The organism is Spirillospora sp. CA-128828, assembly GCF_050945415.1.
Lineage (GTDB): Bacteria > Actinomycetota > Actinomycetes > Streptosporangiales > Streptosporangiaceae > Spirillospora.
Window position 1 is genome coordinate 4,392,358 of record NZ_CP191986.1, and the last position, 23,482, is coordinate 4,415,839.

The 23,482-nt window shown below is 70.5% G+C and carries 27 protein-coding genes and 1 pseudogene; 9 read left to right on the forward strand and 19 right to left on the reverse strand.

Annotation, left to right across the window (positions count from 1 at the left end; genetic code table 11):
* Positions 1-185: 185 nt before the first annotated feature.
* The 3 genes from ACQPXG_RS21520 to ACQPXG_RS21530 all read right to left on the reverse strand — a co-directional run bounded on the left by ACQPXG_RS21520 (position 186) and on the right by ACQPXG_RS21530 (position 2,118).
* Positions 186-1,106 carry an alpha/beta fold hydrolase gene (locus ACQPXG_RS21520; protein WP_433469487.1) on the reverse strand — a complete coding sequence of 307 codons (921 nt, stop codon included), beginning with the start codon at positions 1,104-1,106 and terminating at the stop codon, positions 186-188.
* Entirely contained in the window at positions 1,063-1,398 is a 336-nt protein-coding gene (locus tag ACQPXG_RS21525; protein ID WP_433469488.1) for an epoxide hydrolase N-terminal domain-containing protein, read from the reverse strand. Before ACQPXG_RS21525 ends, ACQPXG_RS21520 begins: the two co-directional genes overlap by 44 nt.
* Before the next feature lie 231 nt (positions 1,399-1,629).
* Complete coding sequence (locus tag ACQPXG_RS21530) at positions 1,630-2,118, reverse strand: GNAT family N-acetyltransferase (protein ID WP_433469489.1); 489 nt, start codon at positions 2,116-2,118, stop codon at positions 1,630-1,632.
* Between the two features lie 182 nt (positions 2,119-2,300).
* Here ACQPXG_RS21530 and ACQPXG_RS21535 point away from each other — a divergent pair.
* Positions 2,301-2,663, forward strand: a pseudogene (locus ACQPXG_RS21535) (VOC family protein); the annotation flags it as partial.
* Between the two features lie 87 nt (positions 2,664-2,750).
* Here ACQPXG_RS21535 and ACQPXG_RS21540 read toward each other — a convergent pair.
* The 3 genes from ACQPXG_RS21540 to ACQPXG_RS21550 form a co-directional block, all read right to left on the reverse strand.
* The gene (locus tag ACQPXG_RS21540) at positions 2,751-3,536 is read right to left on the reverse strand and encodes an MFS transporter (protein WP_433470024.1); all 786 of its coding nucleotides are present in this window, start codon (positions 3,534-3,536) and stop codon (positions 2,751-2,753) included.
* Positions 3,448-3,810 (reverse strand): TetR-like C-terminal domain-containing protein, encoded by a 363-nt coding sequence (locus tag ACQPXG_RS21545; protein WP_433469490.1) that lies wholly within the window; start codon positions 3,808-3,810, stop codon positions 3,448-3,450. The genes ACQPXG_RS21540 and ACQPXG_RS21545 overlap by 89 nt, the downstream gene beginning before the upstream one ends.
* Before the next feature lie 150 nt (positions 3,811-3,960).
* Positions 3,961-4,578 (reverse strand): LysE family translocator, encoded by a 618-nt coding sequence (locus ACQPXG_RS21550; RefSeq protein WP_433469491.1) that lies wholly within the window; start codon positions 4,576-4,578, stop codon positions 3,961-3,963.
* Between the two features lie 133 nt (positions 4,579-4,711).
* On the opposite strand from ACQPXG_RS21550, the gene ACQPXG_RS21555 reads away from it, so the two are divergent.
* The 3 genes from ACQPXG_RS21555 (at position 4,712) to ACQPXG_RS21565 (ending at position 6,736) form a co-directional block, all read left to right on the forward strand.
* Positions 4,712-5,164: an Lrp/AsnC family transcriptional regulator gene (locus ACQPXG_RS21555; protein ID WP_433469492.1), complete on the forward strand. Its 453-nt coding sequence runs from the start codon at positions 4,712-4,714 to the stop codon at positions 5,162-5,164.
* Between the two features lie 153 nt (positions 5,165-5,317).
* Entirely contained in the window at positions 5,318-5,470 is a 153-nt protein-coding gene (locus tag ACQPXG_RS21560) for a hypothetical protein (RefSeq protein WP_433469493.1), read from the forward strand.
* A 243-nt stretch (positions 5,471-5,713) separates the two neighbouring features.
* Positions 5,714-6,736, forward strand: a complete 1,023-nt coding sequence (locus ACQPXG_RS21565; protein ID WP_433469494.1) for an MBL fold metallo-hydrolase — start codon at positions 5,714-5,716, stop codon at positions 6,734-6,736.
* Between the two features lie 43 nt (positions 6,737-6,779).
* Here the strand turns inward: ACQPXG_RS21565 and ACQPXG_RS21570 are convergent, their stop codons facing one another.
* The 3 genes from ACQPXG_RS21570 to ACQPXG_RS21580 all read right to left on the reverse strand — a co-directional run bounded on the left by ACQPXG_RS21570 (position 6,780) and on the right by ACQPXG_RS21580 (position 8,663).
* Positions 6,780-7,298 carry an MFS transporter gene (locus tag ACQPXG_RS21570; RefSeq protein ID WP_433469495.1) on the reverse strand — a complete coding sequence of 173 codons (519 nt, stop codon included), beginning with the start codon at positions 7,296-7,298 and terminating at the stop codon, positions 6,780-6,782.
* A 26-nt stretch (positions 7,299-7,324) separates the two neighbouring features.
* Entirely contained in the window at positions 7,325-8,053 is a 729-nt protein-coding gene (locus ACQPXG_RS21575; RefSeq protein ID WP_433469496.1) for an MFS transporter, read from the reverse strand.
* 85 nt (positions 8,054-8,138) lie between these two features.
* On the reverse strand, positions 8,139-8,663 hold the full coding sequence (locus tag ACQPXG_RS21580) for an N-acetyltransferase family protein (RefSeq protein ID WP_433469497.1): 525 nt from the start codon (positions 8,661-8,663) through the stop codon (positions 8,139-8,141).
* A 46-nt stretch (positions 8,664-8,709) separates the two neighbouring features.
* On the opposite strand from ACQPXG_RS21580, the gene ACQPXG_RS21585 reads away from it, so the two are divergent.
* Entirely contained in the window at positions 8,710-9,315 is a 606-nt protein-coding gene (locus ACQPXG_RS21585; RefSeq protein ID WP_433469498.1) for a helix-turn-helix domain-containing protein, read from the forward strand.
* A gap of 28 nt (positions 9,316-9,343) precedes the next feature.
* Here ACQPXG_RS21585 and ACQPXG_RS21590 read toward each other — a convergent pair whose 3' ends face one another.
* From ACQPXG_RS21590 to ACQPXG_RS21600, 3 genes are all read right to left on the reverse strand, one after another.
* Entirely contained in the window at positions 9,344-11,314 is a 1,971-nt protein-coding gene (locus ACQPXG_RS21590; RefSeq protein WP_433469499.1) for an APC family permease, read from the reverse strand.
* A 100-nt stretch (positions 11,315-11,414) separates the two neighbouring features.
* Entirely contained in the window at positions 11,415-12,089 is a 675-nt protein-coding gene (locus ACQPXG_RS21595) for a response regulator (protein ID WP_433469500.1), read from the reverse strand.
* Entirely contained in the window at positions 12,086-13,516 is a 1,431-nt protein-coding gene (locus ACQPXG_RS21600; protein ID WP_433469501.1) for a sensor histidine kinase, read from the reverse strand. The genes ACQPXG_RS21595 and ACQPXG_RS21600 overlap by 4 nt, the downstream gene beginning before the upstream one ends.
* Before the next feature lie 267 nt (positions 13,517-13,783).
* On the opposite strand from ACQPXG_RS21600, the gene ACQPXG_RS21605 reads away from it, so the two are divergent.
* Positions 13,784-14,224 (forward strand): hypothetical protein, encoded by a 441-nt coding sequence (locus ACQPXG_RS21605; RefSeq protein ID WP_433469502.1) that lies wholly within the window; start codon positions 13,784-13,786, stop codon positions 14,222-14,224.
* A gap of 16 nt (positions 14,225-14,240) precedes the next feature.
* Here ACQPXG_RS21605 and ACQPXG_RS21610 read toward each other — a convergent pair whose 3' ends face one another.
* The 7 genes from ACQPXG_RS21610 to ACQPXG_RS21640 form a co-directional block, all read right to left on the reverse strand.
* Positions 14,241-14,891: a GntR family transcriptional regulator gene (locus ACQPXG_RS21610; protein WP_433469503.1), complete on the reverse strand. Its 651-nt coding sequence runs from the start codon at positions 14,889-14,891 to the stop codon at positions 14,241-14,243.
* A gap of 113 nt (positions 14,892-15,004) precedes the next feature.
* Positions 15,005-15,838, reverse strand: a complete 834-nt coding sequence (locus ACQPXG_RS21615; RefSeq protein ID WP_433469504.1) for an ABC transporter ATP-binding protein — start codon at positions 15,836-15,838, stop codon at positions 15,005-15,007.
* 1 nt (position 15,839) lies between these two features.
* Positions 15,840-16,622 (reverse strand): ABC transporter permease, encoded by a 783-nt coding sequence (locus ACQPXG_RS21620; RefSeq protein WP_433469505.1) that lies wholly within the window; start codon positions 16,620-16,622, stop codon positions 15,840-15,842.
* Complete coding sequence (locus tag ACQPXG_RS21625; RefSeq protein ID WP_433469506.1) at positions 16,619-16,768, reverse strand: hypothetical protein; 150 nt, start codon at positions 16,766-16,768, stop codon at positions 16,619-16,621. The genes ACQPXG_RS21620 and ACQPXG_RS21625 overlap by 4 nt, the downstream gene beginning before the upstream one ends.
* Before the next feature lie 6 nt (positions 16,769-16,774).
* Positions 16,775-17,437: an ABC transporter permease gene (locus tag ACQPXG_RS21630; protein ID WP_433469507.1), complete on the reverse strand. Its 663-nt coding sequence runs from the start codon at positions 17,435-17,437 to the stop codon at positions 16,775-16,777.
* A complete protein-coding gene (locus ACQPXG_RS21635; protein WP_433469508.1) occupies positions 17,434-18,390 on the reverse strand; it encodes an ABC transporter substrate-binding protein in 957 nt (318 codons plus the stop codon). The genes ACQPXG_RS21630 and ACQPXG_RS21635 overlap by 4 nt, the downstream gene beginning before the upstream one ends.
* Before the next feature lie 364 nt (positions 18,391-18,754).
* Complete coding sequence (locus ACQPXG_RS21640) at positions 18,755-19,732, reverse strand: LacI family DNA-binding transcriptional regulator (protein ID WP_433469509.1); 978 nt, start codon at positions 19,730-19,732, stop codon at positions 18,755-18,757.
* Positions 19,733-20,089: 357 nt separating this feature from the next.
* On the opposite strand from ACQPXG_RS21640, the gene ACQPXG_RS21645 reads away from it, so the two are divergent.
* The 3 genes from ACQPXG_RS21645 to ACQPXG_RS21655 all read left to right on the forward strand — a co-directional run bounded on the left by ACQPXG_RS21645 (position 20,090) and on the right by ACQPXG_RS21655 (position 23,448).
* The gene (locus ACQPXG_RS21645; RefSeq protein WP_433469510.1) at positions 20,090-21,253 is read left to right on the forward strand and encodes a Gfo/Idh/MocA family protein; all 1,164 of its coding nucleotides are present in this window, start codon (positions 20,090-20,092) and stop codon (positions 21,251-21,253) included.
* Between the two features lie 99 nt (positions 21,254-21,352).
* Positions 21,353-22,351 carry a sugar phosphate isomerase/epimerase family protein gene (locus tag ACQPXG_RS21650; RefSeq protein WP_433469511.1) on the forward strand — a complete coding sequence of 333 codons (999 nt, stop codon included), beginning with the start codon at positions 21,353-21,355 and terminating at the stop codon, positions 22,349-22,351.
* Positions 22,352-22,428: 77 nt separating this feature from the next.
* Positions 22,429-23,448 (forward strand): sugar ABC transporter substrate-binding protein, encoded by a 1,020-nt coding sequence (locus tag ACQPXG_RS21655; protein WP_433469512.1) that lies wholly within the window; start codon positions 22,429-22,431, stop codon positions 23,446-23,448.
* Positions 23,449-23,482: the final 34 nt, after the last annotated feature.

Genomic DNA, 23,482 nt, shown 5'->3' on the forward strand with positions numbered 1-23,482 from the left:
GCCGGCGACAGCGGCCATGGAGCATGTGCGCGGGTCTTTCGGCGATCTCCGTCGCCGGACGAGGTGCGGGGCTACCGGGACCCGAGCGGCCTCAAGCAGGGAATCGTCGTTGCCCTGCACCGCCTCGGGGACGACTGCGCGGGCGCCGTGATCGCCGACGCGGTCGACGGTGGCCGGTGGGTCGGTCAGCGGAGAGTGCGGAAGAACTCGGTGATGTCGCGGGCGAGGAGGCCGGGTTCCTCGTGCGCTGCGAAATGGCCGCCGCGGGGCATCCGGGTGTATCTGGCGATGTTGTAGGTGCGCTCGGCCCAGGAGCGTGGGGGTCGGGTGAGGTCGGCGGGGAAGACGGCGACGGCGGTGGGGACCTCGACCCGTTCGACGCGTCTGGTCAGGCCCCGTGCGTACTCGTAGTACGGCCGGAACGACGTCGAGATGGCGCCGGTGAACCAGTAGAGCGACGCCTGGGTCAGGACGAAGTCGTCGGTGAACCGGGCCGACAGGTCGCCGTCGTTGTCGCTCCAGGCGCGGTACTTCTCGACGATCCATGCCAGGAGGCCGGTAGGGGAGTCGGACAGGGCGTGGGCGAGAGTGAGGGGCCGGGTGCTCTGCTGGTGCTGGTAGCCGCCTTCCTCCGTGCTCCAGGTGGCGACCTCGTCGAGGTAGGTCCTCTCCTCGGCGGTAAGGCTCGCCGGGTCGTACTCGATAGGCGCGGCGACGGCGAGGAGGTGGATCCCGGCGACGGCGTCCGGGTAGGCCTCTCCAAGGCGGGAGGTGACGCCGGCGCCGAGGTCGCCGCCGTGAGCGGCGTACCGGTCGAAGCCGAGTTCGTCGTGCATGAGACGGTGCCAGAGCTCGTGGGTCTGCAGTGCCGGCGGCAGCGACGGGCGCTGGGGCGAGAACGCGTAGCCGGGCAGCGACGGGACGACGACGGTGAAGGCGTCGGCAGCGTCGCCCCCGTGCTGTGACGGTGCCGCCAGGCGTCGGGCCAGGGCGGTGAGCTCCAGGATTGAGCTGGGCCATCCGTGGGTCAGGACGATGGGCAGGGCGTCCGGCTGCTCACCGTCAAAGCGCAGATAGTGGACGGGGCGTGCCGTCGACGTCGGCAATGTGGGAGGGAAGCGCGTTGAGCGCGGCCTCGTGCGCGCGCCAGTCGAAGTCGGTGGCCCAATATTCCACGAGGCGGCGCAACTCGCCGGAGTCGGTGCCGGCCTGCCACGCGTCGAGCGGCCAGGGAATCGGCCAGCGGGTGGCGCGCAGCCGAGCACGCAGGTCTTCCAGATCGGCATCGCTTACCGCGATCGGGGGCCGGTCGTCGGCCACGGGTTTCTCCTTGGCGCTGTCATCGAAAGAGATCGGCGTGTACTTCGGCTGGAGCTCGCTGTGATGTGCGCTCGGCATCCGGACTCCTGACGGCTCCGGCGGCCGTGGCGAACACGGCCTTGGGCAGCACGATAACGGTGAGCGCGTACCAGGCCCCATCCTCGCGCTACGCGTGGCTCAGCGCTCTCGAACGCCCCGCCGTCTCGCGTGGAGGTCTCGGGCCGCGCCGAGAAACTCACGGGCTCGGTGGACCGCCGCGCCCGCTGGCCGGCGCGTCTTGTGACCGTGCCTGGTCCGCAAGCCGACAACCTACGGCAGTTGCTTCCGCATCAGCGTGCACACCGTCTCGTACCGGGTGGTGGAACCGTCCGGAGCCTCCACCTCCCAGGACTCGGGCGCGCGTCCGCAGGCGACGTAGCCGAGTCGCTCATACAACGCGCGGGCTCGGGGGTTGTGCTCTTCCACGCTGAGCTCTGCACGGTGCAAGCCGCGAGCATGGATCCGCTGCTCCGCGGCCTGGATGAGGATTGTGCCGATACCGCATGACCGCATCGCCGTATGAACGGCCAACTGCCACAGCGTTCCCGCACCGGGCGCCTTGGCGTAGTCGACGCCGCCGATCGCCACTGGCAGACCGGACGGCGGGCAGACGGCGAGATAGTCCACTTCGCCGCACGCCACCCGGTCCAGCGCCCTGGCGACGCTCGCGAGGTGGGTGTTCGACCCGGACCAGCTGCACAAGGGAAGGTCCTGATGGGCCAGGTCGCGGATCGTCAGCGGCACCATGATTTCGGCCATGAGCACTGCCTTTCGCTTCCGGTGATTCATTTTGGCGGCCGGTCAGATCGACACATGATGACCGCCGCCCGCGCTCACGGCATCATCGGCGGGCTCACCCACCACTCACCTATAGAACAGAGCGTTCTGTTCTGATAGAGGGGGAACCGTTCGACAACCTCCGAGCACGAAGGATCGGCATCATGGCGACTCTCCGCCCCGCTTCGGCCCCTGAGGGCTACGGCACCGTCACTCCGTGGATCGTCACCAAGGACACCGCGGGACTCATCGACTTCATCACCGCGGCGTTCGGCGCCGAAGAAATCAGCCGCGTCGAAGTGGCCGACGGTGTGATCGGCCACGCCGAGGCGCGCATCGGCGATTCCATCGTGATGATGTTCGACTCGCCGTTCGCCATCGAGACTCCGGGTCTGCTTCGCCTTTACGTGGACGATGCGGATGCGGTCGTCCAGCGCGCCGTGAAGGCCGGCGCCACCGTGGTCACCGAGCCGACCGAACTGTTCTGGGGTGACAAGGTGGGGCGTGTGCGCGACCCGTTGGGCAACATCTGGTGGCTTCAGCAGCGCGTTGCGGAAGACCCCCGAAAAGATCGAGGCACGGGCGCAAGACCCCAAGTACGCCGACGCCATGACCTATCTCCAGTCGAGCCTGGGACCTGCTCTGCCTGCACCCCGGTGACACTGGTCGACCGCCGGACGGCGGCTCCTGACCCGCGTGGGCAGCAGCAGAGCGGGGAGCAGACCGAGCGCGGCGACTGCGCCCAGCGCCAGCAGTGCCGCTTCCGCCGCCTGCGCCGATGCCGTCCGCGGCGAAGCGGGATCTGCGGCCAAGAACCCTTTCGCCTGCATCAGGGTGGCGGCGATGGCGATGCCCAGGGTGGGGCCGATGTTCATGGCGGTCTGCTTGAGCCCGCCGACGACTCCGGCATACCCGGCCGGGGCATCGCCGACGATGGTGCCGGTGGCGGTGACCATGACGGCGGTGAACCCCGCGCCCAGGACAGCGAAGCAGACGCCGCTCACGCCCCACACGCCGGGTGCGGTGCGGGTCAAGGCGAGACACGATAGGCCGAGGATGCCGAGGGTGACCAGCACCGACCCGGTGCCGGCGGTACGGCGTGCCCTGTACCGGCGCAGCAGGACACCGGCCGGCGGCGCGCCGAGCACCTTCCCGGCGCGAGCGCGATCCCGGCCGAGGTCGCCGCGAAATCGGACAGGCCGCACAACAGCATCCGCGGATGGCCGTATCGGTCGCCCAAGCGCCCGGCAACGACCAGCAGCGCGCCCGCCGCGCTGACCACCAGCGCCAGATGCCGCCGTGGTACGCCGCTCACGCGTCCGCCTCGCCAAGGTGGGAGTCGATGACCACGCTGATGAGCTGGTCGAGGCTGTCGGAGAGTGGCGGCGAGTCGTCCTCACCCAGCGCCAGCCCGATGCTGCCCCATCCCCACAGCTGGGTCAGGCCGTGCACATTCGCCCACAGCGCGACCGCGGCCACCTCCGCCGGGACGTCCCGACGGCCCTGGCTCTCCCCGCAGCGGGTGACCAGTTCGACGATCCGGCCGAACAGCGGCAGGCTCGCCTCCCGCAACGGAGGCCCGCCCACCCCACGTGCCTCTCCGCGCAGCAGATCATGCCGGAACATCAGCTCGAACATGCCGGGCCGCTCCCGCGCGTACCGCACATAGATCATGCTGACCGCCGGCTCGGGCTGGCGGCCTTCCGCTTGGGGGTAGGCGCGACGAGCCCCCGGCGACGCCGCGTTACACCGGCAGCCGATCTTCCGGCTGCCGCAGAGCGCCAGACGGCCGGGTGCGCCCAGGCGTGCGGACGACCTTCTTCTCTATGCGACCAGCTGTTCCACCAGCAGGAACGTGGCGATCCCGACCATCGCGGCGCCGGACACTCGGGCCACCGTCCGTGCCGCCGCGGGCCGTGCCCGCAGCACCAGCCGCGCCCCCGCGCCCACCCCCGTGTAGACCACGGCGCAGTTGACCACGTGAACCAGCCCCAGGACCGTGATCTGCACCGCGACCGGCCATGCCGCGGCCGAGTCGGTGAACTGCGGTAGCAGCGCCAAGAACAGCAGGAAGACCTTCGGGTTGAGCCCGCTGACCCCGGCGCCCCTCGCCGTCTGCCGCATCCACGAGCCGGCCGCCTGCTGTCGGTCGGCCTCCGGGGCCGCCGGACGGGCGAGCGTCCCGATCCCCAGCCACACCAGATACACCGAGCCCACCACCGTCAGCGTCGCCATCACCAGGGGCGAGCGGGTCACCAGTGCGGCCACCCCGGCCGCCACCACCGCGGTGGCCGCCAGATGCCCGGCCAGCATCCCGCCCACCGCCGGCAGCACCGTCCGATGCCGCAGCCCGGCCGCGATCGCGTACGCCCAGTCCGCTCCCGGCGTCACCACGAACAGCAGGGACACCGCCCAGAACGCGGCGCCGGTACCGACCGCCATGACCTTGTCCTCCTTCGCGAACACGGAACCCAGAAGGCCCGAGGATCCACGGGAAGGAAGATTAGGGCCGATTGCCCGGAATGTGCTTCCAACCTTTTCTCTGTCGGCAGTGATAAGAGGAAGAATCTCCCTCATGGACGACGTAGACCGCGCAATCCTTGCCGAGCTCCAGCAGGACGGCCGCCTCACCGTCACCGAACTCGCCGAGCGCGTCCGCCTCAGCCTCTCGCCCTGCCATCGCCGCCTGCGCGCTCTGGAACGCTCCGGCGCGATCAGCGGGTACCACGCCCGCCTGGACGCCAACAGCCTCGGCCTGACCTTCGAGGCCCTGGTCTTCGTCACCATGCGCAGCGCGGCCCACGACACCATCTCCGCCTTCGAAGGGGCCGTCGCCGACATTCCCCACGTCCTGCAGGCACAACGCCTCTTCGGCGACCCTGACTATCTCCTGCGCGTCCTCACCCGTGACCTGCCCGCCTTTCAAAGGCTCTACGACGACGAACTCTCCACCCTCCCCGGCGTGCAGCGCCTCACCTCCACTCTCATCATGAAGAGCGTCGTACAGAACCGGCCTCTGCCCCTGTAAGCCCTGGCGCGGCGGAGGCCAACCGTGTCCGAGTGGTGGTTGCCCTGACGGAACCGCTCGGGACGGTCCTTCACGGCTCCGGACGACGTAACGGAGCCGTTCACCGCGCTTTGCGTAGGGGACGAAAAGAAGAGCATCGGAGGATGGTTCACCATGCAGAACACACAGGGCGCCCCGCAGGAAGGGGAGCCGCAGGAAGAGGCGCCGCAGGGGGAGGCCGACCAGCCGGATGAACCCCTGACGGACCCGCTGGAGGTCGGCCCGAACGAGGTCAACCTCGACCCGGACAACCCGTTCGGACAGTAACCGACACCTGCTGGCCGAAGACGCGCTCGTAGGTCTGTCGAGGCGGCCCCCTTCAATTTCGGGGGGCCGCTTGTTCACTTTCTGAGGATGGGCACGCGGCTCGTGGCGTCGATATTCATTTCCTTATTGATCTGGGAGCGGTATCGATATTGGACATCACATGATCGTCTCTGGTCTTCTGGGCGTCACCGGAGACCGCCCGAGACCGTGATCGCTCGGGCCAGAGAAAGCGGGTGTCATCGAATGTCGCTTGAGCAGTCCGGGCCGTCCCGACGTGCTCTGCTCGCGGCGGCGGCTCTGCTGCCGCTCGCGGGATGCCGGGCCGAGTCCCCGGCCGGCGCGACCAAGATCGCGGCCAGGACCGCGCCCACGAGCGCGCAGGACCACTACGACCGCGCGGTGCGGCTGGCCGGCGACGATCCCGTCCTGCAGAACCTCGTGCGGGCGCTCAGGCCGGGCGCCGTGATGCCGCCGGTGAAGGCGCCCGAGCCCTTGCGGATCTTCGACGACGTGGCGGTGGTGAGCACCGGGTTCGTGTCGGCCACGGCGCTCCTCACGTCCGGCGGCGTCATCCTCGTCGACGCGCTGGGGTCGCCGGACGAGGCCGAGAACACCCTCGTCCCGGGGCTGCGCGCGGTGGGCGTGGACCCGTCGAAGATCAAGTATGTGGTGGCGGCCCACGGCCACAGCGATCATTACGGCGGCGCCCGGTACCTCGCCGACCGGTACGGGGCCCGGGTCATGATGAGCCCGGCCGACTGGGATCTCGTGGCCGGCGAAGCCGACGCTCCCACCCGGGACCTGGAGATCGCCGACGGTCAGCGGCTGACCCTCGGCGACACGACGGTCGTGCTCCACCACACGCCCGGGCACACGCCGGGGACCGTCTCGCCGATCTTCCCGGTTCGGTGGAAGGGGCGGCGGCACACCGCGATGCTGTGGGGCGGGACCAATCCGCCCGCAGCGACCGCGGAGAAGCGGACCTACGTCTCGTCCGTCCTGGCGTTCGCCGCCCGGATGAGGCAGGCGGGTGCGGACGTCGAACTGAACAACCACGGGACCTGTGACCAGGGCTTGGCGCGCATGGAGGAACTGCGGTCCGGGGGGCCGGCGAACCCGTTCATCATCGGCCATGCCAGGGCCCAGCGCTTCATGAAGGTCATGGAGACCATGCTCCGCGGGCGCATCGCCACCGACGAGGAGAAGAGCGCCTCCGCCCATCCGGTGGCCCTGGCGTCCGTGCGATCGGCTCCTGCCTGCTGCTGATCGCGGCACCCGTCAGGATGTCACGGACGGGTGATGGGCGATCTCACTCTCGGGACTCGGTGGTGAACGCCCGATGGGCGCGGTGCAGGGCGTAGGCGCCGGTCGCCGTCAGGGCCGCCGCGCCGATCAGCGTGGCGGAGTGGCCGCCGAAGGCGGCGGCGCCGAGGCCGGCGAGAAGGGGGCCGGTGGCACGCGCGGCGACCACGAAGATGGCGACGATCCCGTTGACGCGCGGGTAGCGGCCCGGACCGTAGTAGTCCACGAGCAGGGTGCCGCGCAGCAGGTCGGGCAGTCCGTACCCGAGGCCGAAGAACACGACCAGCGTGACGACGGTGCCGGTCGCGGCCTCCGCGTGTCCGGTCGTGAGCAATGGGACGGGGAGGGCGACGGCCTGCGCGACGAACAGCAGGATCGCCGTGCGCTGCGCAGGGAACCGGGGCCGCAACGCGGTGCAGGCCAGCCGCCCGAGGACCTGGAAGGCGCCGACCGCGCCGGCGGCGGCGGTGGCCTGGGGGAGCGTGTAGCCGCGGTCGGTGAGGTAGGCGACCAGGATGACGGTCACGGCCAGTTTGCCGGTGGTATGGCAGATCAGGAAGAGGGTGAACCAGCGGAACGACGCGCGCCGGATGATCGCGCCCTCGGCGGTGTCGGGGTGCGTCGGCGCCTGGACGTCGGCAGGGCGCCCGTCGGGGTATGCCCCATGTCGGACGGCCGGCGCCGCAGCAGCCCGGCGTGCAGCGGGACCGTGACCAGGCCCAGCGCCCCGGCGAGCAGCACCAGGGTGGTGCGCCAGCCGTACACGTGGACGAGGCCACCGGTCAGCGGGACGAACACGGTGCTGGCGAGGCCGCCGGCCACGGTGAGCACCAGCACGGCGCGGGCGCGATGCCTGGCGAACCAGGCGGCGGTGACGGCGAACGCGGGTTCGTAGAGGGTGGTGGCCATGGCCAGCCCGGCGACGGCGAACGCCGCGTAGAAGGCGACCAGGGAATGGGCGTTCGCCCAGGCCAGCAACGCGGCGACCCCGAGCAGGCTGCCGGCGGTCATGACGCCTCGGGCGCCGTGCCGCTGCAACCTGCGCCCGACGGGGACGGCGACCAGGCCGGAGACCGCCACCCCCGTGGTGTACGCGCCGTTGAGCTGGGCCGTCGACCAGCCGAGCTCGGCGCGCATGGGAACGACGAGCACCGAGAAGGCGTAGACGAGCACGCCCCAGGAGACCAGTTCGGTGACGGCGAGACCGGCGACCATCCACCAGCCGTAGAACACCCGCCGCCACGGCGCGGCGCGCGTCGTCGTGCGGGGGCCGCAGGTCACGGGCCCGATGGCGGCGGGTCGCCGTCGAGACCGGGCGGGCCGGTGGTCACGCCGGCCGGCTCGCCGGCGGTCCGCGCGTTCCGGCTCATCCGTTGTCACCCGTGGTCAGGGCCCGCTGCATGAGCAGCGTGTCGATCGAGCGGCCGTGCTTGTACCCGACGCCGGTCAGCCGGCCGGCGTCGGTGAAGCCGAAACGCCGGTGCAGCGCCGTCGAGGCGTCGCTTCCGGTGTCGGCGATGACCGCGATCAGCTGGCGCATGCCCGCCCGCGCGCACCGGTTCACCAGGCCGCCGAGCAGCGCGCCGCCCAGACCCCGGCCCGTCCGGTCCGGAGCGAGATAGATCGAGTCCTCCACGGTGTGCCGGTAGGCCGGCTTGGGCCGCCATGGACTGACGTAGGCGTACCCGGCCACCTCTCCGTCCAGATCGGCGACCAGGAAGGGCAGGCCCCGGCCGGTGAGGTCGTCCAGCCGCCGCTGCCATTCGGCGACGGCCGGCGGGGTCTGCTCGAACGTGATCACGGTGCGGGAGACGTAGTGCGTGAAGATCTCGGCCACGGCCTTCAGATCCCCACGGCCGGCGGGACGGATGACCGCTTCGGGGACTGTCACGGGACGTCCATTTCTCTATAGTGAAATTCAATGCCATTATAGAGGAATGCTGGATCTGGCGGTGCTGGGAGCCCGCATTCAGGGGCTGCGGCGCGACCGGGGGCTGACCCTTCGGCGGCTGGCCGAGACGGCCGATGTGAGCGTGAGCATGCTGTCGTCGGTCGAACGCGGGCAGAAGGCGCCCACGATCGTGGTTCTGGCCCGCATCGCGGAGGGCCTCGGCGTGCCGCTCGCCGATCTCGTCGCACAGCCGGACGACGGTCAGGTCATCGTGCGACGTGCCGCCGACCAGGACGTCGTCGACGAGCCCGGAGGGTGGCGGCGGACGATCCTCACCCCGGTCGTCCCCGGCGTGAACTTCGAATGGATCCGCACGACCCTGCCGCCGGGGTGTGACGCGGGCCGGTTCCCGGCGTACGCCGCGGGCTCCCACGAGTACATCGTCGTCGAATCCGGCATCCTGCGCCTGACCGTCCCCGACATGTCCATCGACCTGAACGAGGGCGACTCGGTCTACTTCGCCGCAGACGTCACCCATGCCTACGCCAACGTCGGCTCCGGCCCGTGCACCTACTACGTCGCCGCGCTCATCATGCGTCCCCGCACAGCCCAGCCGCGCAGCCGGGAACCCGCTTCGCGCGACCGGGACTAGCGCCGGTTCGAGGGCTGCCCGGACGAGTTCATCTCGTGGCCTGGTGGCGGGAGGCCAGGGCGGAGGCCTCGGAGCGGCGGGCGAGGGCGGCCTCGGCCGAGCCGAGCTGCCAGGGGACGCTCGTGACCATGACGCCGGACCGGAACAGCAGCCGGGCCTTGAGCCGCAGGGCGCTCTGGTTGTGCAGCAGGTGCTCCCACCAGTGGCCGACGACGTATTCGGGGATGAAGACGCAGACCAGGTCGCGGGGGCTCTTGCGGCGAATTCGGGCGACGTAGCCGAGGACGGGGCCGGTGATGTCCCGGTAGGGCGAGTCCAGGACCTTGAGCGGGATCGGGATGTCGCGCCGCGACCATTCTTCTTCGAGTGCGGCGATGTCGGCGGCGGACGTCGCCACGGTCACCGCGGTCAGGTCGAACGGGCGGGTCGCGCGGGCGAACGCGAGCGCCTGGAGGGTCGGGGCGTGGAGCTTGGAGACCAGGACCACGCCGTGGATCCGGCTCGGCAGCGAGAGGGGGTCGCCGCTCGGGGCCAGTTCCTGGGCCACCCGGGTGTAGTGGCGGTGGATGCCCTTCATCATCGCGAACACCAGCGGCATCGCGATGACCACGATCCACGCCCCGTGGGTGAACTTCGTGATCAGGACGACGACGAGGACCAGCGCGGTGAGGACGGCGCCGGCCGTGTTGATCGCCAGGGAGCGGTGCAGCACGTGCCGGGCGCCGGGAGGGGCGGTGCGGAGCTTCGTGGTCCAGTGCCGGACCATGCCGGCCTGGCTGAGGGTGAAGGAGACGAAGACCCCGATGATGTAGAGCTGGATCAGCCGCGTGGTGCTGGCGTCGAAGGCCCAGATGAGCGCGCCCGCCAGCACGGCGAGGATGACGACGCCGTTGCTGAAGACCAGGCGGTCGCCGCGGCGGGAGAACTGCTTGGGCAGGAATCCGTCCTGGCCGAGGATCGAGGCCAGGATGGGGAAGCCGTTGTAGGCGGTGTTGGCGGCCAGTACCAGGATCGCCGCCGTGAAGCCCGCGACGAGGTAGAAGAGCCAGGACCCGTCCCCGGAGACGGCGGCGGCCACCTGCGTGATCACCGTCTTCTGCTCGTAGCCCGCCGGGGCGCCGGTCAGGGAGGCGACGCTGTCGGAGATCCGGACGTGCGAGGCGAGGGCCAGCCAGGTGATCCCGGCGAAGATCGCGATGGTGAGCCCGCCCATGATCGCGAGAGTGTCGGCGGCGTTCTTGCTCTTCGGCTTCCTGAAGCTGGGGACGCCGTTGCTGACGGCTTCGACGCCGGTCAGCGCGGTGCAGCCCTGGGAGAAGGCGCGCAGGATCAGCGCCAGGGCGAGCCAGCCGGTCGTCCCGTGATGCGCCTGGATGCCGAAGTGCGCCGATTCGGCCTGCGGGGTGTCACCGAACAGGATGCGGATCCCACCCCAGATGATCATGAGGAGGATGACGGTGACGAACCCGTAGGTGGGGACGGCGAAGATCGAGCCGGATTCCTTGACCCCGCGCAGGTTCAACAGGGCCAGTAGCGCGACCAGCCCCAGGCACAGCGGCACGGAGTAGGGGGCCAGCGCCGGCAACGCCGAGACGATGTTGGCGACACCCGCCGCCACCGACACCGCGACGGTCAGCACGTAGTCGACCAGCAGCGCGCTCGCGGCCGTCAGCGAGGCGTTCACGCCCAGGTTCTCGCGGCTGACGGCGTAGGCGCCGCCGCCGCTGGGGTAGGCGTGGCAGGTCTGCCGGTACGACAGGACGACCACCGTCAGCAGGACGATCACCGCGAGCGCCACCCAGGGCGCGAGATGGAACAGCGCCAGCCCGCCCAGGCTCAGCCCGAGCAGGATCTCCTCGGTCGCGTACGCGTTGGAGGACAGGGGGTCGCTGCAGAAGACCGGGAGAGCGATCTTCTTCGGCAGGAGGGTTTCGCCCATCTGCTCGTTCCGCAGCGGGCGTCCCACCACGAGACGCTTGGGGGCCAGGAGACTACGCATGATCCCATGCGACCGCCCCGCGCGCCGCCGTCGACAGATGCGTTAACGCGCCCTTGACGGCCCCGCCCCGGATCTTGACGCGTTCTTAGCGCCGGGCCGGTCACGGCTCGAAGCGGTACCCCATCCCAGGTTCGATGATCAGGTGCCTGGGCCTGGACGGGTCCGGTTCGAGCTTGCGCCGGAGCTGGGCGAGGTAGACGCGCAGGTAGTTCGTCTCCGTCTCATAGGACGGCCCCCACACCTCCCGCAGCAGCTGCCGCTGGCTGATGAGGCGGCCGGAATGGCGTACCAGCAGCTCCAGGACGTGCCATTCGGTCGGGGTCAGCCGGACGTCGGCGCCCTCCCGGACGACCCGCTTGGCGGCGAGGTCGACGGTGAACGCGTCGGTGCTGACCACGACGCCCTCCTCGACCGGGGCGGCCCGCCGGATCGCCGCCCGGAGCCGGGCCAGCAGCTCGTCCATCCCGAACGGCTTGGTCACGTAGTCGTCCGCCCCCGCGTCGAGCGCGGCGACCTTGTCGGCCGAGGCGTGCCGCGCCGACAGCACGATGATCGGCGCGCTGAGCCAGCCGCGCAGACCGCGGATCACCTCGGTGCCGTCCATGTCGGGCAGGCCGAGGTCGAGGATCACCACGTCCGGACGGCGTCGCGCGGCGAGGTCGAGGGCCGCCCTCCCGTCGGGGGCGGCCAGGACCTCGTATCCGCGGACCTTCAGGTTGATCCGCAGCGTCCGGACCATCTGCGGCTCGTCCTCGACCACGAGCACCAGCGTCATCGGTCCTCCACGTTCGGCCCGTCCTGCGCGATCGGCAACGCGAACACCATGGTCAGCCCACCGCCCGGAGTGTCGCGCGCGGTCAGCGTCCCGCCCATCGCCTCGGTGAAGCCGCGGGCGACCGCCAGGCCCAGCCCGACGCCGGTGCCCTGCGGAGCGTCGCCGAGCCGCTGGAAGGAACCGAAGATGCGGTCTTTGTCGTGGTCCGGAACACCAGGTCCGTGATCGACGACGTGAATCTCGATATGGTCCCGCTCGACACCGAAGCGCAGTTCACTGGCCGCCACCAGGATCCGGCCCGCGCTGTACCGCACGGCGTTCTCCACCACGTTCGCGATCGCCTGTTCCAGCAGACCCGGATCGACGAGCACCTGCGGCAGTGTCTCGGGCACGTCCACCTCGACCCGCGCCTCCGGCACCCCGGCGAGCGCGAACGGGACGATCTCGTCCACCGCCGCCGGACGGGTGAGCGGGGCGACCGCGCCGGTCTGCAACCGGGTCATGTCCAGCAGGTTCGCGATCAACCGGTTCAGCCGGTCGGCGGACTCCTCGATCGTGGCGAGCAGTTCCGCGCGGTCTTCGGGATCCCAGTCGACGTCGTCCTGGCGCAGGCTGCTCACGCTCGCCTTCACCGACGCCAGCGGGGTCCGCAGGTCGTGGGAGACCGCCGCCAGCAGCGCCGTCCGCACCTTGTCGATCTCGGCGAGCTCGCGGGCGCGGGTGGCCTCGGCCTGAAGCCGCTGCCGGTCCGCCGCCGCGGCCGCCTGATGGGCGAACGCCGACAGCACCCGCCGATCCGTGTCCGGCAGTACCCGGCCCCGCACCGCCAGCAGCAGCTCGTCCGTGACCGGGAGCAGCATGTCCGCCTTTCCCGGATCGGTGCAATGGTCTTCACCTGAGAAGCCCACCACCGACCAGCCGTGCCCCGTCCCTTCCAGCAGGCTCACCGACGAGAGCGCGAACGTCTCCCGAGCCTGCCGCAGCAGATCCGGCAGGGTGTCCTCACCACGCAGCACCGTCGTGGACAGCCGGCTCAACGTCACCGACTCCGCCCCGGACTGGGCGGCCCAACGCCGCCGCCGCTCCGACAGATCCACCACCAGCGACACCGCGACGGCCACCACCACCCACAGCACCAGGGCCAGGACATGCTCGAAGTCGGCGATGGTCAACGTGTAGTACGGCGGGGTGAAGAACCAGTTCGTCAGAAGGTTCCCGGCGACCGCGGCCAGCAACGCCGGCCCGAGCCCGCCCACGACCGCGACGAGGACGGTGAACGTCAGGAACAGCAGGAGCGTGGACGCGAGGCCGATCTGACTGCGCACCGGCGCGAGCAGCAAGGTCAGCAGCGGTGGCCCCGCCAGCGCCAGCGCCCACCCGGCGATCAACCTCCGGCCGCTCAGCGCGCCGTCCGACGGCCTCCTCATGGTGCCCCCAGCGTACGCCGGACCCCTGACGCCCCCGTAAGCCACCACCCGGACGCCTCGCCGCAACGCAGGCGAGCCGAACCGCTGCCGCCTGCCACGTCGATGTAGGCGGCGATGTTCCACGTCCACCAGGCAGGCGGCCTGTTCCAGGACGCGATGCGCTGATGCTCGCGGACGACCGACAGTCCCCGGCCGAGTGCGGACAGGCCGGCCGTGCTGGTGTGGCGGCGGGTGGTAAAGATGCTCTCTATGCGCCCAGAGATATTGGTGTCCGTCACCTCTTTGATCGGTGTGGGGCTGGGCGGTGGCCTGTCATATCTGGGGCAGTTCACCGCCCAGCGGCAGGCCGTCCGCCATCAGGCGAACGAACTGGCGGACCGGCGGCGGACCGAGCGGCTCGCGGTGCTGCGGGAGTTCATCGAGGCGGTCCAGCGAGCCGAGCGCACGGCCGGCGAGAAAGAGGACACCGACGCGTGGTGGGCCAGGTCCGAGGACGCCATGGACGCGGTCTGGATCCGGCGAAGCATGATCAAGCTGATGTTCGGGCCGTCCCTCGGCGACCTGGCGCAGGAGAACGCGCGCGCTCTGAACGCGGCGATGAACAGGGACTTCGACCAGGACGACGCCACGGCGCGGTGGGCTTTCACCGAGCAGCTCGAAGGACCGAGAAACGCCTTCCTGCGCGCCGCGCGCGCCGAACTCGGCTGACGGGCCGGGGAGCGCCTCAGGCCGCCTTGAGCGCGTTGATGACGCTGACGAGGTGCCGGCGCGCCGCCCGTTCGGCCGCCTCGGGGGCGTGCGCGCAGATCTCGTCGATGATGGCCAGATGCTCGGCCAGGGACACGTTCGGCCGGCCGGGGACCAGGGCCAGCTGGAACTGGTGCCGGACGTTCTGTGCCCGCAGCCGCCGCAGCACGCCGGCGGCGGTGGCCTGGCCGCTGATGTCGACGATGCGCTGGTGAAGGGTCTTGTTCAACTCGGAGTACTCCAGAACGTGCCCCTGGGCGACCGCGGCCCGCATGGAGTCGCCCAGAGAGCGCAGCTCGGCGATCTCCCCGTCGGTGACGAGCTCGGCGGCCTTGGCCGCGCACAGGCCCTCAACGGCCATGCGGACCTCGGAGATCTCGATCGCCTCGTCCAGGGTCACCGCGCGGACGCGGGCGCCCCGGTGCTGGACGCGTTCGACCAGGCCCTCGTTGGTCAGCTCGAACAGCGCCGCGCGCACGCCGCTGCGGCTGGCGCCGAACTGATCGGACAGGTCCGCCTCGACCAGACGCTGGTTGGGCGCGAAGTCCCCGCGGGCGATCGCCTCGCGGATCGCGTCGGCGACGTCCCGGCTCCCGGGGGCGTCCGTCGTCTGGTCGTGCGCTGGCATGTTCCCTCGCTCGCGGGCCTGCGCCGGGCGCACGCCCCTCTCGTCGCCACGCGGATCGTCGGCGATCCCAACCGGTGATCGATTCTAGGGGTCCGCCTTGCCGGGCGGGCACCTTACTCGTCCGCCGGCCGGCGGCCTCCCTTCGCCTGCTGGACGAGCCGGTAGATCCGGGCTCGCAGCTCGGCGAAACGGGGGTCGGAGCGGGTGGTGAGCTGGTCGCGCTCGACCGGCAGGTCGATGGCGACCTCCTCCAGCACGACCGTCGGCGAGTTCGACAGGACGATGACGCGCTGCCCGAGATACACCGATTCGTCAATGTCGTGGGTGACGAAGAGGACGGTGACCCCGAGGCGCGTCCAAAGCGCCCGGACGAGGTCTTCGAGATCGGCGCGCGTCTGGGCGTCGACCGCGGCGAAGGGTTCGTCCATCAGCAGGATGTGCGGCTCGTAGGCGACCGCCCGGGCGATGGCCACGCGCTGCTGCATGCCCCCCGACAGCTGCCAGGGGTGGGCGTCGCCGACCTCGGCCAGCCCGACGGCCTCCAGGGCCTCCCGCACGAGCCGCCGCCGCTCCGCCTTCGGAACCCGCTTCTCCTTCAACGGGCGTTCGACGTTCTGCCGCACCGTCATCCAGGGGAACAGGCTGCGGCCGTACTCCTGGAAGACCACGGCCATGCCCGGGGGAGGGCTCGTCACCCTCTGCCCTTCGAGCACCACCTCGCCGGACGTGCAGTTCAGGAGCCCGGCGACGCATCTCAACAGGGTGGTCTTGCCCGCGCCGGAGGGCCCGACGATGCAGATCAGTTCCCCCGTTCCGACGGCGAAGGTCAGGTCGCGGACCGCTTCGACGCCGCGTCCCTTGCCTTCGTAGACCTTCCTCAACCTGCGGACGTCCAGGAGCGCCGTGGAGGTGTCCGGGCTCGTCGCGCCGAGGGGCGTGGTGGTCATCTCAACTCTCCCGCTGTGACCGGCGCAGGCCGGTGTACCAGCTCATTACTCGGGTCTCCAGGAGCTGGAAGACGGCCGACAGGACGATGCCGATGAGCCCGAGCAGGATGATCCCGGTCCACATCTGCGGGATCGAGAAGCCGCGCTGGAACTGGATGATCGTGAAGCCCACCCCGTTGCTCGCGGCGAACATCTCGCTGATCACCATGAGGATGATCCCGATGGACAGCGCCTGCCGCGCGCCGGCGGCGATCTGCGGGCTCGCGCCCCGCAGCACCAGATGGACGAGCCGGGAATGCGGACGCATGCGGTAGCAACGGGAGGTGTCGTGCAACACCTCGTCCAACGCGCGCACGCCTTCCACCGTGTTCAGCAGGATCGGCCAGACGCATCCAGAGACGATCACCAGGATCTTCATCCCGTTGCCGATGCCGGCGAACAGCATCAGGACCGGCACCAGCACCGGGGACGGGATCGCGCGGAAGAACTCCAGCACCGGTTCCAGGAAGGCCCGGAGGACGCGCACCGAGCCGATCGCGACTCCGAGTCCGACCCCCAGGATCAGGGCCAGGACGTAGCCCGCGGACAAGCGGGCCAGGCTGGGCAGCACGTCGCTGGTGAGCCGCCCGTGGAACCAGGTGTCGTCGAACGTGCCGAGGATCCGGCTCAGCGGAGGCCAGAAGAAGTCGGTGCTGTTCTCCGTCGCCGCCCACCATGCCGCGACTAGGGCCGCCGGCACCGTCACGAGCAGCAGGACCCTGCGCAGGAAGCCCGGGACGTTCACGAGAACACCTCCCGGCGGATCGACGGGTGCCACCGCAGCGCGCGGCGCTCGGTGGCCCGCGCGAGCAGGTTGACGACCACGCCGATCAGGCCGACCACGATGACCAGCGCGTACATCGACGCCACGGCGCCGGAGCCCTGCGCCACCGCGATCTACCTGCCCAGCCCCGGCGACCCGATGACGAGCTCACCGGTGATCTCCAGGATCAGCGCGACCGCCGCGCCCAGCCGGAACCCGGTCACCACGTACGGCAGCGCGGTCGGCCAGACCACCGTCCGCACCCGGGACAGCGGACGGAACCGGTAGGACCGGGCGGTCTCCCGGGCCACCGGATCCACGTCCCGCACGCCGTACAGCACCTGCATCAGGACCTGCCAGAAGGAGGCGTAGACGACCAGCAGAAGCGTCGAACGCATCTCGGTGCCGTACAGCAGCACGACCAGCGGGATCAGCGCCACCGACGGAATCGGGCGCAGGAACTCGATCGTCGAGGACACCGCCGCCCGCAGGATCGGGACACCGCCGATCAGCAGGCCCAGCACGACGCCCGCGAGCATCGCGATCCCCAGGCCGATCACCCAGCCGCGCAGCGTCTCCAGCAACGACCGCCAGAACGCCGAGGTCCCGGCCTGCTCGGCCAGCGCCGAGACCATCTCGCTGAACGGCGGCAGGAACCGCTCGTTCACCAGCCCCGCGCGAGGCACGGCCTCCGCCACCGCCATCAGGCAGCCCAGGCCCGCGAGGCCGAGGACCCACGCGGGGACGGGGCGGCGACGGTGCACGTCCCGGCCGCTCCCGGCCGCGTCCGCCGTCATGGAAGGAGCTCGCCGACGTCGGGGGCCTTCGTGATCAGCCCGTCCTGCACGGCCAGGGTCGAGAGGGTCTGCAGCGAAGCACGGTTGACCTGCGCGGGGTAGGTCGGAAGCGTGAGCGAGCCGGTCAGCGACGGGTCGATCTTGGTGTAGGTGCCGAGGATCTTGCGCACCGCGTCCGGGTTGCCGGTGGCGTACGTCAGTGACTTCTGCATCGCCGCCGTGAACTTCTTGACCAGTTCCGGCTTGGCGGCGGCGGTCTTCCCCGATGTGAAATAGCCGGCGATGGTGAGGTCCGGAGCGGTGTCCACGTAGTTGGACGCGACCAGCCTTCCGCCGCTCTTCAGTGCGGTCGCCAGGAACGGCTCGACGACCTGGACCGCGTCGACGTTCCCCTTGTCGAGCGCGGCGAGCATGTCCGGGAAGGCCAGTTCTGTGAACTTGACGTTCTCGGCATCCCCGCCGGCCGCCCGGACCGAGGCCCGGACCGTGGTGTCGTTGATGTTGTTCAGGGTGTTGACCGCGACCCGCTTTCCGGCCAGATCCCTTGCCGACCTGATCGGGCTGCCGGACTTGACGATCACCCCTCCGAAGTCCTTGCCCTTGACTCCGGTCGAACCGGCGCCCGGCGCGACGACCTTGAGCGGCAGTCCCTTGGACCTGGCGATGATCAGCGACGTGTAGTTGCTGAACCCGAAGTCGACCTGACCGCTGACGACGGCGGGCACGATGGCGGCGCCGCCCTGGGCGGAGACGAGTTCCAGCTTCAGCCTCTGCTCGGTGAAGAAGCCCTGCTGGTTTCCGAGGTAGATCGGCGCCACGTCCACGATCGGGATGACGCTGACCTTTACCGGCGTGGGGCCGTCGCCGGAGGCGTCCGACCCCCCTCCACCTCCGCAGGCGGCGAGAAGTAGGGCGGACGCGGCCGCGGCCAGGGCCGCGCGGATTCTGATCACGGTGCTTCTCCAGGACGTCGGTCGAGGGGCGGGACGGTTGACGTCGGCACTTGTCACGGACCGGACCGGGTGCGGCCGTCCCCCGAAGGCGCCGCTGGCGTGAAGCAGATGCTACGAATTCGCCGACGAGATTGTCAACGATTTGGTCGCCAAAGTAGCCCCTAGATTGCACGCCAAATTGTTGACAGTTCTAGGACGTTCGCTCACCTCGTTGGCGCCGCCCAACGGCTGGGCCTTGAGACGCGGAAGGGCCGGCTGGTCGTCGACGAGTACCTCAACGTGCCGGGCCGCCCGGAGGTCTTCGCCTGCGGTGACGCCGCCGCCCGCAATGAGGACCCGCCCGTGCGGACCGCGGCGGTGCTCGTCAGCGGGGAACGCTCGTGGTCCCGCGTATCACGAGCCGCGGTGTCAGGACCACGTCGCGGCGTGCGGTGCGGCCTTCGTCCAGTCGTTCGACCATGGCCCGCACGGCGTGTCGTGCCTGGTCGAGGGGCTGCTGGCCGACGGTGGTGAGGTTCACGTGGGCGAGTCGCGACAGCGTGCTGTCGTCGTATCCCGCGATGGACACGGCCTTCGGGACGTCCACGCCGCCGCGCGCGAGGCTGTCGAGCAGGCCGACGGCCGAGCGGTCGTTCACGGCGACCACGGCGGTGGGCAGGCCGGGCCCGTCGAGCAGGGTGCGGGCGGCGGCCATTCCCGCCTCCTCGGTGTAGTCGCCGGCGATGATCCGCACGTGGTCGTCCAGGCCGTTGCGGCGCATGGCGGTCCGGTAGCCGCGGCGACGGTCGGACGCTATCGTTCCGGCGCCGCCGTCCAGGTGCGCGATCGTACGGTGCCCCAGCTCGGCCAGGTGGTCGACCACCTGGCCCACCCCCTGGTCGTCGGCCGTCCGCACCACGTCCAGATCCGGCGAAGCGATGCGGCGCCCCACCGCCACCACCGGCAGCTGCTTCCCGAGGGCGGCCAGTCTCGGTGCCGGGAGTTCGGCGCCGATCAGGACGAGGCCCTCGCAGCGGAACTCCAGGAGCTTCTCGATGGCCCGGCGCTCGTCATGGGTGCGGGTCACGGTCCCCAAGGCCAGCTCATAGCCGAACTCGTCGGCGGCCTCCTGGAGGTCCTCGACCAGTTCGGCGTGGAAGGCGCTGCGCAGCGTCATCGTGACGCCGAGCAGATGCGTGCGGCGGCGCGCGAGCATGCTCGCCGTCCGGTTGTGCCGGTAGCCCAGCTCGGCGGCCGCCTCAAGGACGCGGGCCCGTGTCGGGGCACTCGCGCCGGGTGCGTTGCGGAACACCAGCGAGACCAGCGCCTTGGACACCCCGGCCTTGGCGGCCACGTCCCGCATCGTCGGGCGCCTGGCCGGTTCTGACGCGTTCGCGGCGACCTGGGGGGCGTCGGGTCCTGTCGCGTCCAGCTTCTCTCCCTGCCGAATCTCATTCTCCTGTCGCAGTGCCGACAGTATCACGGCCGGCATTGGAAATCGATTTCTCCTAGACCGGTCTAGGTCGCCTCTTGACGCGTCACCTAGACCGGTCTAGTTTCAAGGATCCAAGAGCCGGTGACGCACATCACTGTCGATCATTCTCGCACGTCAGATGGCTGTTTCAGTGGTGCGCCGACAGATGTCGGCGATAGTCGAGGACCGTTGTAAGGCGCCGTGGCCGATTCGGCCGCGACCACGATCGAGAGTAAGGAGAATGCTGTGAAATCGTCGATCGGGGTCGCGGTGATCGGTGCCGGCATGGCGGGCCGCGCGCACGCCCAGGGGTACCGGTCCGCGTCGACCGTGTTCGCCGCGGGACTGCCCGAGGTCCGGCTGGTCGCCATCGCCGACGTCAACGAGGACCTCGGCGCGGACGCCGTGCGGCGATACGGCTACGAACGCGCGGAGACCGGCTGGCAGGCGATCGCCGCGGCGCCCGATATCGACGCGGTGAGCGTCGTGGTGGCCAACACGCTGCACCGGGAGATCGTCGAGGAGCTGCTGGCGGCGGGCAAGCACGTGCTGTGCGAGAAGCCGCTGGCACCGAGCGTCGAGGACGCGCGGGCGATGGTGAAGGCCGCCGAGAGGTCCCGCCGGGTCACCGCCGTCGGGTTCAGCTTCCGCAGGTCCCCGGCGATCGGCGCGATCCGCGAGCGGGTGGCCGCCGGGGAGCTCGGCCGCCCGCTGCACTTCAACGGCCACTACTGGTGCGACTACGGCTCCGCCGCCGACGCGCCGATGAGCTGGCGCTACAAGGGCGGGCCCGGGTCGGGCATCCTCGCCGACGTGGGCAGCCACCTCGTCGACCTGGCCGAGTTCCTGTGCGGTCCGGTGGAGTCGGTGAACGGCGCCGTGCTCTCCACGGTGATACCCGATCGCCCCGTTCCGCTCGGCACCGCGATCGGCCACGCGGGCGGCGTGGAGCTGAGCGACCGGCGCGAGCCGGTGGAGAACGAGGACGTGGCCACCTTCACCGCGACGTTCGCCGGCGGCGCAGTCGGCACGTTCTCGGTGTCCCGGGTCGCGCACGCGCTGCCGAACGCGCTGGGCTTCGAGCTCTTCTGCGCCGGCGGGTCGGCCGCGTTCGACGTGTCCCGCCCGGCCGAGTTCACGGTGTCCGACTCGGCGGCCGGGGGGCACCGCAGAATCCTGGCCGGCCCCGAGCACCCGTACATCGCCGGCGGGCTGGCCATGGACTTCCCGGGCGTGTCCCACGGAGTCAACGACTTCTTCACCTATCAGGCGCGCGCGTTCCTGGAGCAGATCGCCGGAGTGGACGGGCTGCCGCCCTGCGCCGATTTCGCCGCCGGCCTGCACAACCTGGAACTGCTCGACGCCGTCGTGGAATCCGCCGGCCCGGACGGCGGCGCGCTCCCCGGCTGAGATCCGTCCCCGTCCGGGCGGAACGCCACCCGAAACACCGATCACGTCCCCCGGCGGGCACCCGCCTGTCCCACGACCACCGACACGGAGGCAAGCACCATGAAGCTGGGCGCCTATACCGCGTGCCTGGACGACAAGCCGCTGCCGCAGGCCCTGAAGCTCCTTCACGAGCTCGGGCTGACCGGCGCCGAGATCAACGCGGGCGGATTCCGCCCCTCACCCCATATCCCGGCCGCGCGGATCCGCGAGAGCGCGGCGGCGCGGGACGACTACCTGGGGCTTTTCGAGGACGCGGGCATCACGCTGACCGGCCTGAACGTCAACGGCAACCCGCTGCACCCCGATCCGGAGGTCGGGCCCGGGCACGCGGACGACCTGCGCGAGGCGATCACCACGGCCGGGCTGCTCGGAGTGCGCCGGATCGTGGCGATGTCGGGCCAGCCCGCCGCCCACGCCGGGGGCACCGCGCCGTCGTGGGCCGTCATCCCGTGGGACAGCGCCTACCTCGACGTGCTGGAGTACCAGTGGAACGAGGTGGCGATCCCCTTCTGGAAGGAGATCGACGCCCGGGCGCGGGACGCCGGAGTCAAGGTGTGCATCGAGATGCACCCGCATAACCTGGTGTTCAACCCGGCGACCCTGGAACGGCTGGTGGCCGAGGCCGGTGCCACCCACGTCGGCGCCGAGATGGATCCCAGTCACCTGTTCTGGCAGGGCATCGACCCGGTCGCGGCCGTCGAGCACCTCGGCCCGCTGGTCTTCCACGCCGCCGCCAAAGACACCCGAATCAATGAGAACTGCCGCGTCAACGGCGTCCTGGACGACCGGTTCACGCGGATTCCCGCCACGGAGAACCCGCTGGGGATCGGCGGCCGCTACACGGTGACCCGGTGGCCGGAGGCGCCGTCCTGGGAGTTCGTGGCCGTCGGCCGGGGGCACGGCCGGGACTTCTGGAGCCGGTTCCTGCGGGCGCTGCACGACGTCGACCCGGACATGGCGGTCAACATCGAGCACGAGGACGAGGAGTTCGACCAGGTCGAAGGGCTGCGCCTCGCGGCGGAGGCCCTGACCGGCGCGGCCGAGGCCGCCGGCCTGTGACCGGACGGCCCGGGAAACGAGGACCACGTCACCGGCCGGGCGGTCGCGGCCGGGGCGGGCAGGAGCAGGAGGCGGCAATGCGCAAGGCAGCAAGAACACCGGCGAGGTTCAGGACGGGCAGACGCGCCGCCGGTGCCGTGCTCGTCACGGCGCTGGCCCTGTCCGCGTGCAGCAGCACCGGCGGTAAGCAGGCACAGGAAGAGGCGACCGGGGTCGCGGCGGGCAAGGCCGACACCCCGCGCATGAAGATCACGATGATCACGCACGCGCCGTCCGGCGACACCTTCTGGGACATCATCCGCAAGGGCGCCCAGGCCGCCGCCGCCAAGGACAACGTCCAGTTCCAGTACACCAACGACGTCGACCCGGGCAAGCAGGCCACCCTGATCCAGAACGCCATAGACAGCAAGGTCGATGCGATCGCGGTGACCCTGCCCAACCCCGGCGCGCTGACCCCCGCGGTCAAGAAGGCCGTGGCCGCGGGCATCCCGGTGGTGGCGTTCAACGCCGGGGTCGCCGACTGGCAGAAGTCCGGCGCGCTGATGTTCTTCGGCCAGGACGAGACCGTGTCCGGTGAGGCCGCCGGCAAGCGGCTGAGCGCCGAGGGCGCCAAGAAGGTCCTGTGCGTCGTGCAGGAACAGGGACAGGTGCAGTTGGAGGCCCGCTGCGCGGGCGTGCAGAAGGGCTTTTCCGGGACGACCGAGAAGCTCTACGTGACCGGCACCAACATGCCGTCGGTGAAGTCCACCATCACCGCCAAGCTCCAGACGGACAAGAGCATCGACCACGTGATCACCCTCGGGGCGCCCATCGCCCTGACGGCCGTCCAGTCGGTCAAGGACAGCGGCAGCAAGGCGAAGGTCGCCACCTTCGACACCAACTCGCAACTGGTCAAGGCGCTGCAGGACAAGGACGTCCAGTGGGCGATCGACCAGCAGCCCTACCTGCAGGGATACCTGGCGATCGACTCCCTGTGGCTCTACAAGGCCAACGGCAACGTCATCGGCGGCGGCCAGGCCACGCTCACCGGCCCGTCCTTCATCGACCAGAGCAACCTCGCGCAGGTCGCCAAGTTCGCGTCGGCGGGCACTCGATAGCGCAGGCCCGCGCCCGTGGGGCCCCGCGCCAGAG

What these genes read in the sequence shown, in the direction of transcription:
- ACQPXG_RS21525 (WP_433469488.1), bottom strand. Translation starts at nt 1,398, where the DNA reads ATGCCGAGCGCACATCACAGCGAGCTCCAGCCGAAGTACACGCCGATC.
- ACQPXG_RS21530 (WP_433469489.1), bottom strand. Translation starts at nt 2,118, where the DNA reads ATGGCCGAAATCATGGTGCCGCTGACGATCCGCGACCTGGCCCATCAG.
- ACQPXG_RS21545 (WP_433469490.1), bottom strand. Translation starts at nt 3,810, where the DNA reads ATGATCTATGTGCGGTACGCGCGGGAGCGGCCCGGCATGTTCGAGCTG.
- ACQPXG_RS21550 (WP_433469491.1), bottom strand. Translation starts at nt 4,578, where the DNA reads ATGGCGGTCGGTACCGGCGCCGCGTTCTGGGCGGTGTCCCTGCTGTTC.
- ACQPXG_RS21555 (WP_433469492.1), top strand. Translation starts at nt 4,712, where the DNA reads ATGGACGACGTAGACCGCGCAATCCTTGCCGAGCTCCAGCAGGACGGC.
- ACQPXG_RS21560 (WP_433469493.1), top strand. Translation starts at nt 5,318, where the DNA reads ATGCAGAACACACAGGGCGCCCCGCAGGAAGGGGAGCCGCAGGAAGAG.
- ACQPXG_RS21565 (WP_433469494.1), top strand. Translation starts at nt 5,714, where the DNA reads ATGTCGCTTGAGCAGTCCGGGCCGTCCCGACGTGCTCTGCTCGCGGCG.
- ACQPXG_RS21585 (WP_433469498.1), top strand. Translation starts at nt 8,710, where the DNA reads ATGCTGGATCTGGCGGTGCTGGGAGCCCGCATTCAGGGGCTGCGGCGC.
- ACQPXG_RS21590 (WP_433469499.1), bottom strand. Translation starts at nt 11,314, where the DNA reads ATGCGTAGTCTCCTGGCCCCCAAGCGTCTCGTGGTGGGACGCCCGCTG.
- ACQPXG_RS21595 (WP_433469500.1), bottom strand. Translation starts at nt 12,089, where the DNA reads ATGACGCTGGTGCTCGTGGTCGAGGACGAGCCGCAGATGGTCCGGACG.
- ACQPXG_RS21600 (WP_433469501.1), bottom strand. Translation starts at nt 13,516, where the DNA reads ATGAGGAGGCCGTCGGACGGCGCGCTGAGCGGCCGGAGGTTGATCGCC.
- ACQPXG_RS21610 (WP_433469503.1), bottom strand. Translation starts at nt 14,891, where the DNA reads ATGCCAGCGCACGACCAGACGACGGACGCCCCCGGGAGCCGGGACGTC.
- ACQPXG_RS21615 (WP_433469504.1), bottom strand. Translation starts at nt 15,838, where the DNA reads ATGACCACCACGCCCCTCGGCGCGACGAGCCCGGACACCTCCACGGCG.
- ACQPXG_RS21630 (WP_433469507.1), bottom strand. Translation starts at nt 17,437, where the DNA reads ATGACGGCGGACGCGGCCGGGAGCGGCCGGGACGTGCACCGTCGCCGC.
- ACQPXG_RS21640 (WP_433469509.1), bottom strand. Translation starts at nt 19,732, where the DNA reads ATGCGGGACGTGGCCGCCAAGGCCGGGGTGTCCAAGGCGCTGGTCTCG.
- ACQPXG_RS21650 (WP_433469511.1), top strand. Translation starts at nt 21,353, where the DNA reads ATGAAGCTGGGCGCCTATACCGCGTGCCTGGACGACAAGCCGCTGCCG.
- ACQPXG_RS21655 (WP_433469512.1), top strand. Translation starts at nt 22,429, where the DNA reads ATGCGCAAGGCAGCAAGAACACCGGCGAGGTTCAGGACGGGCAGACGC.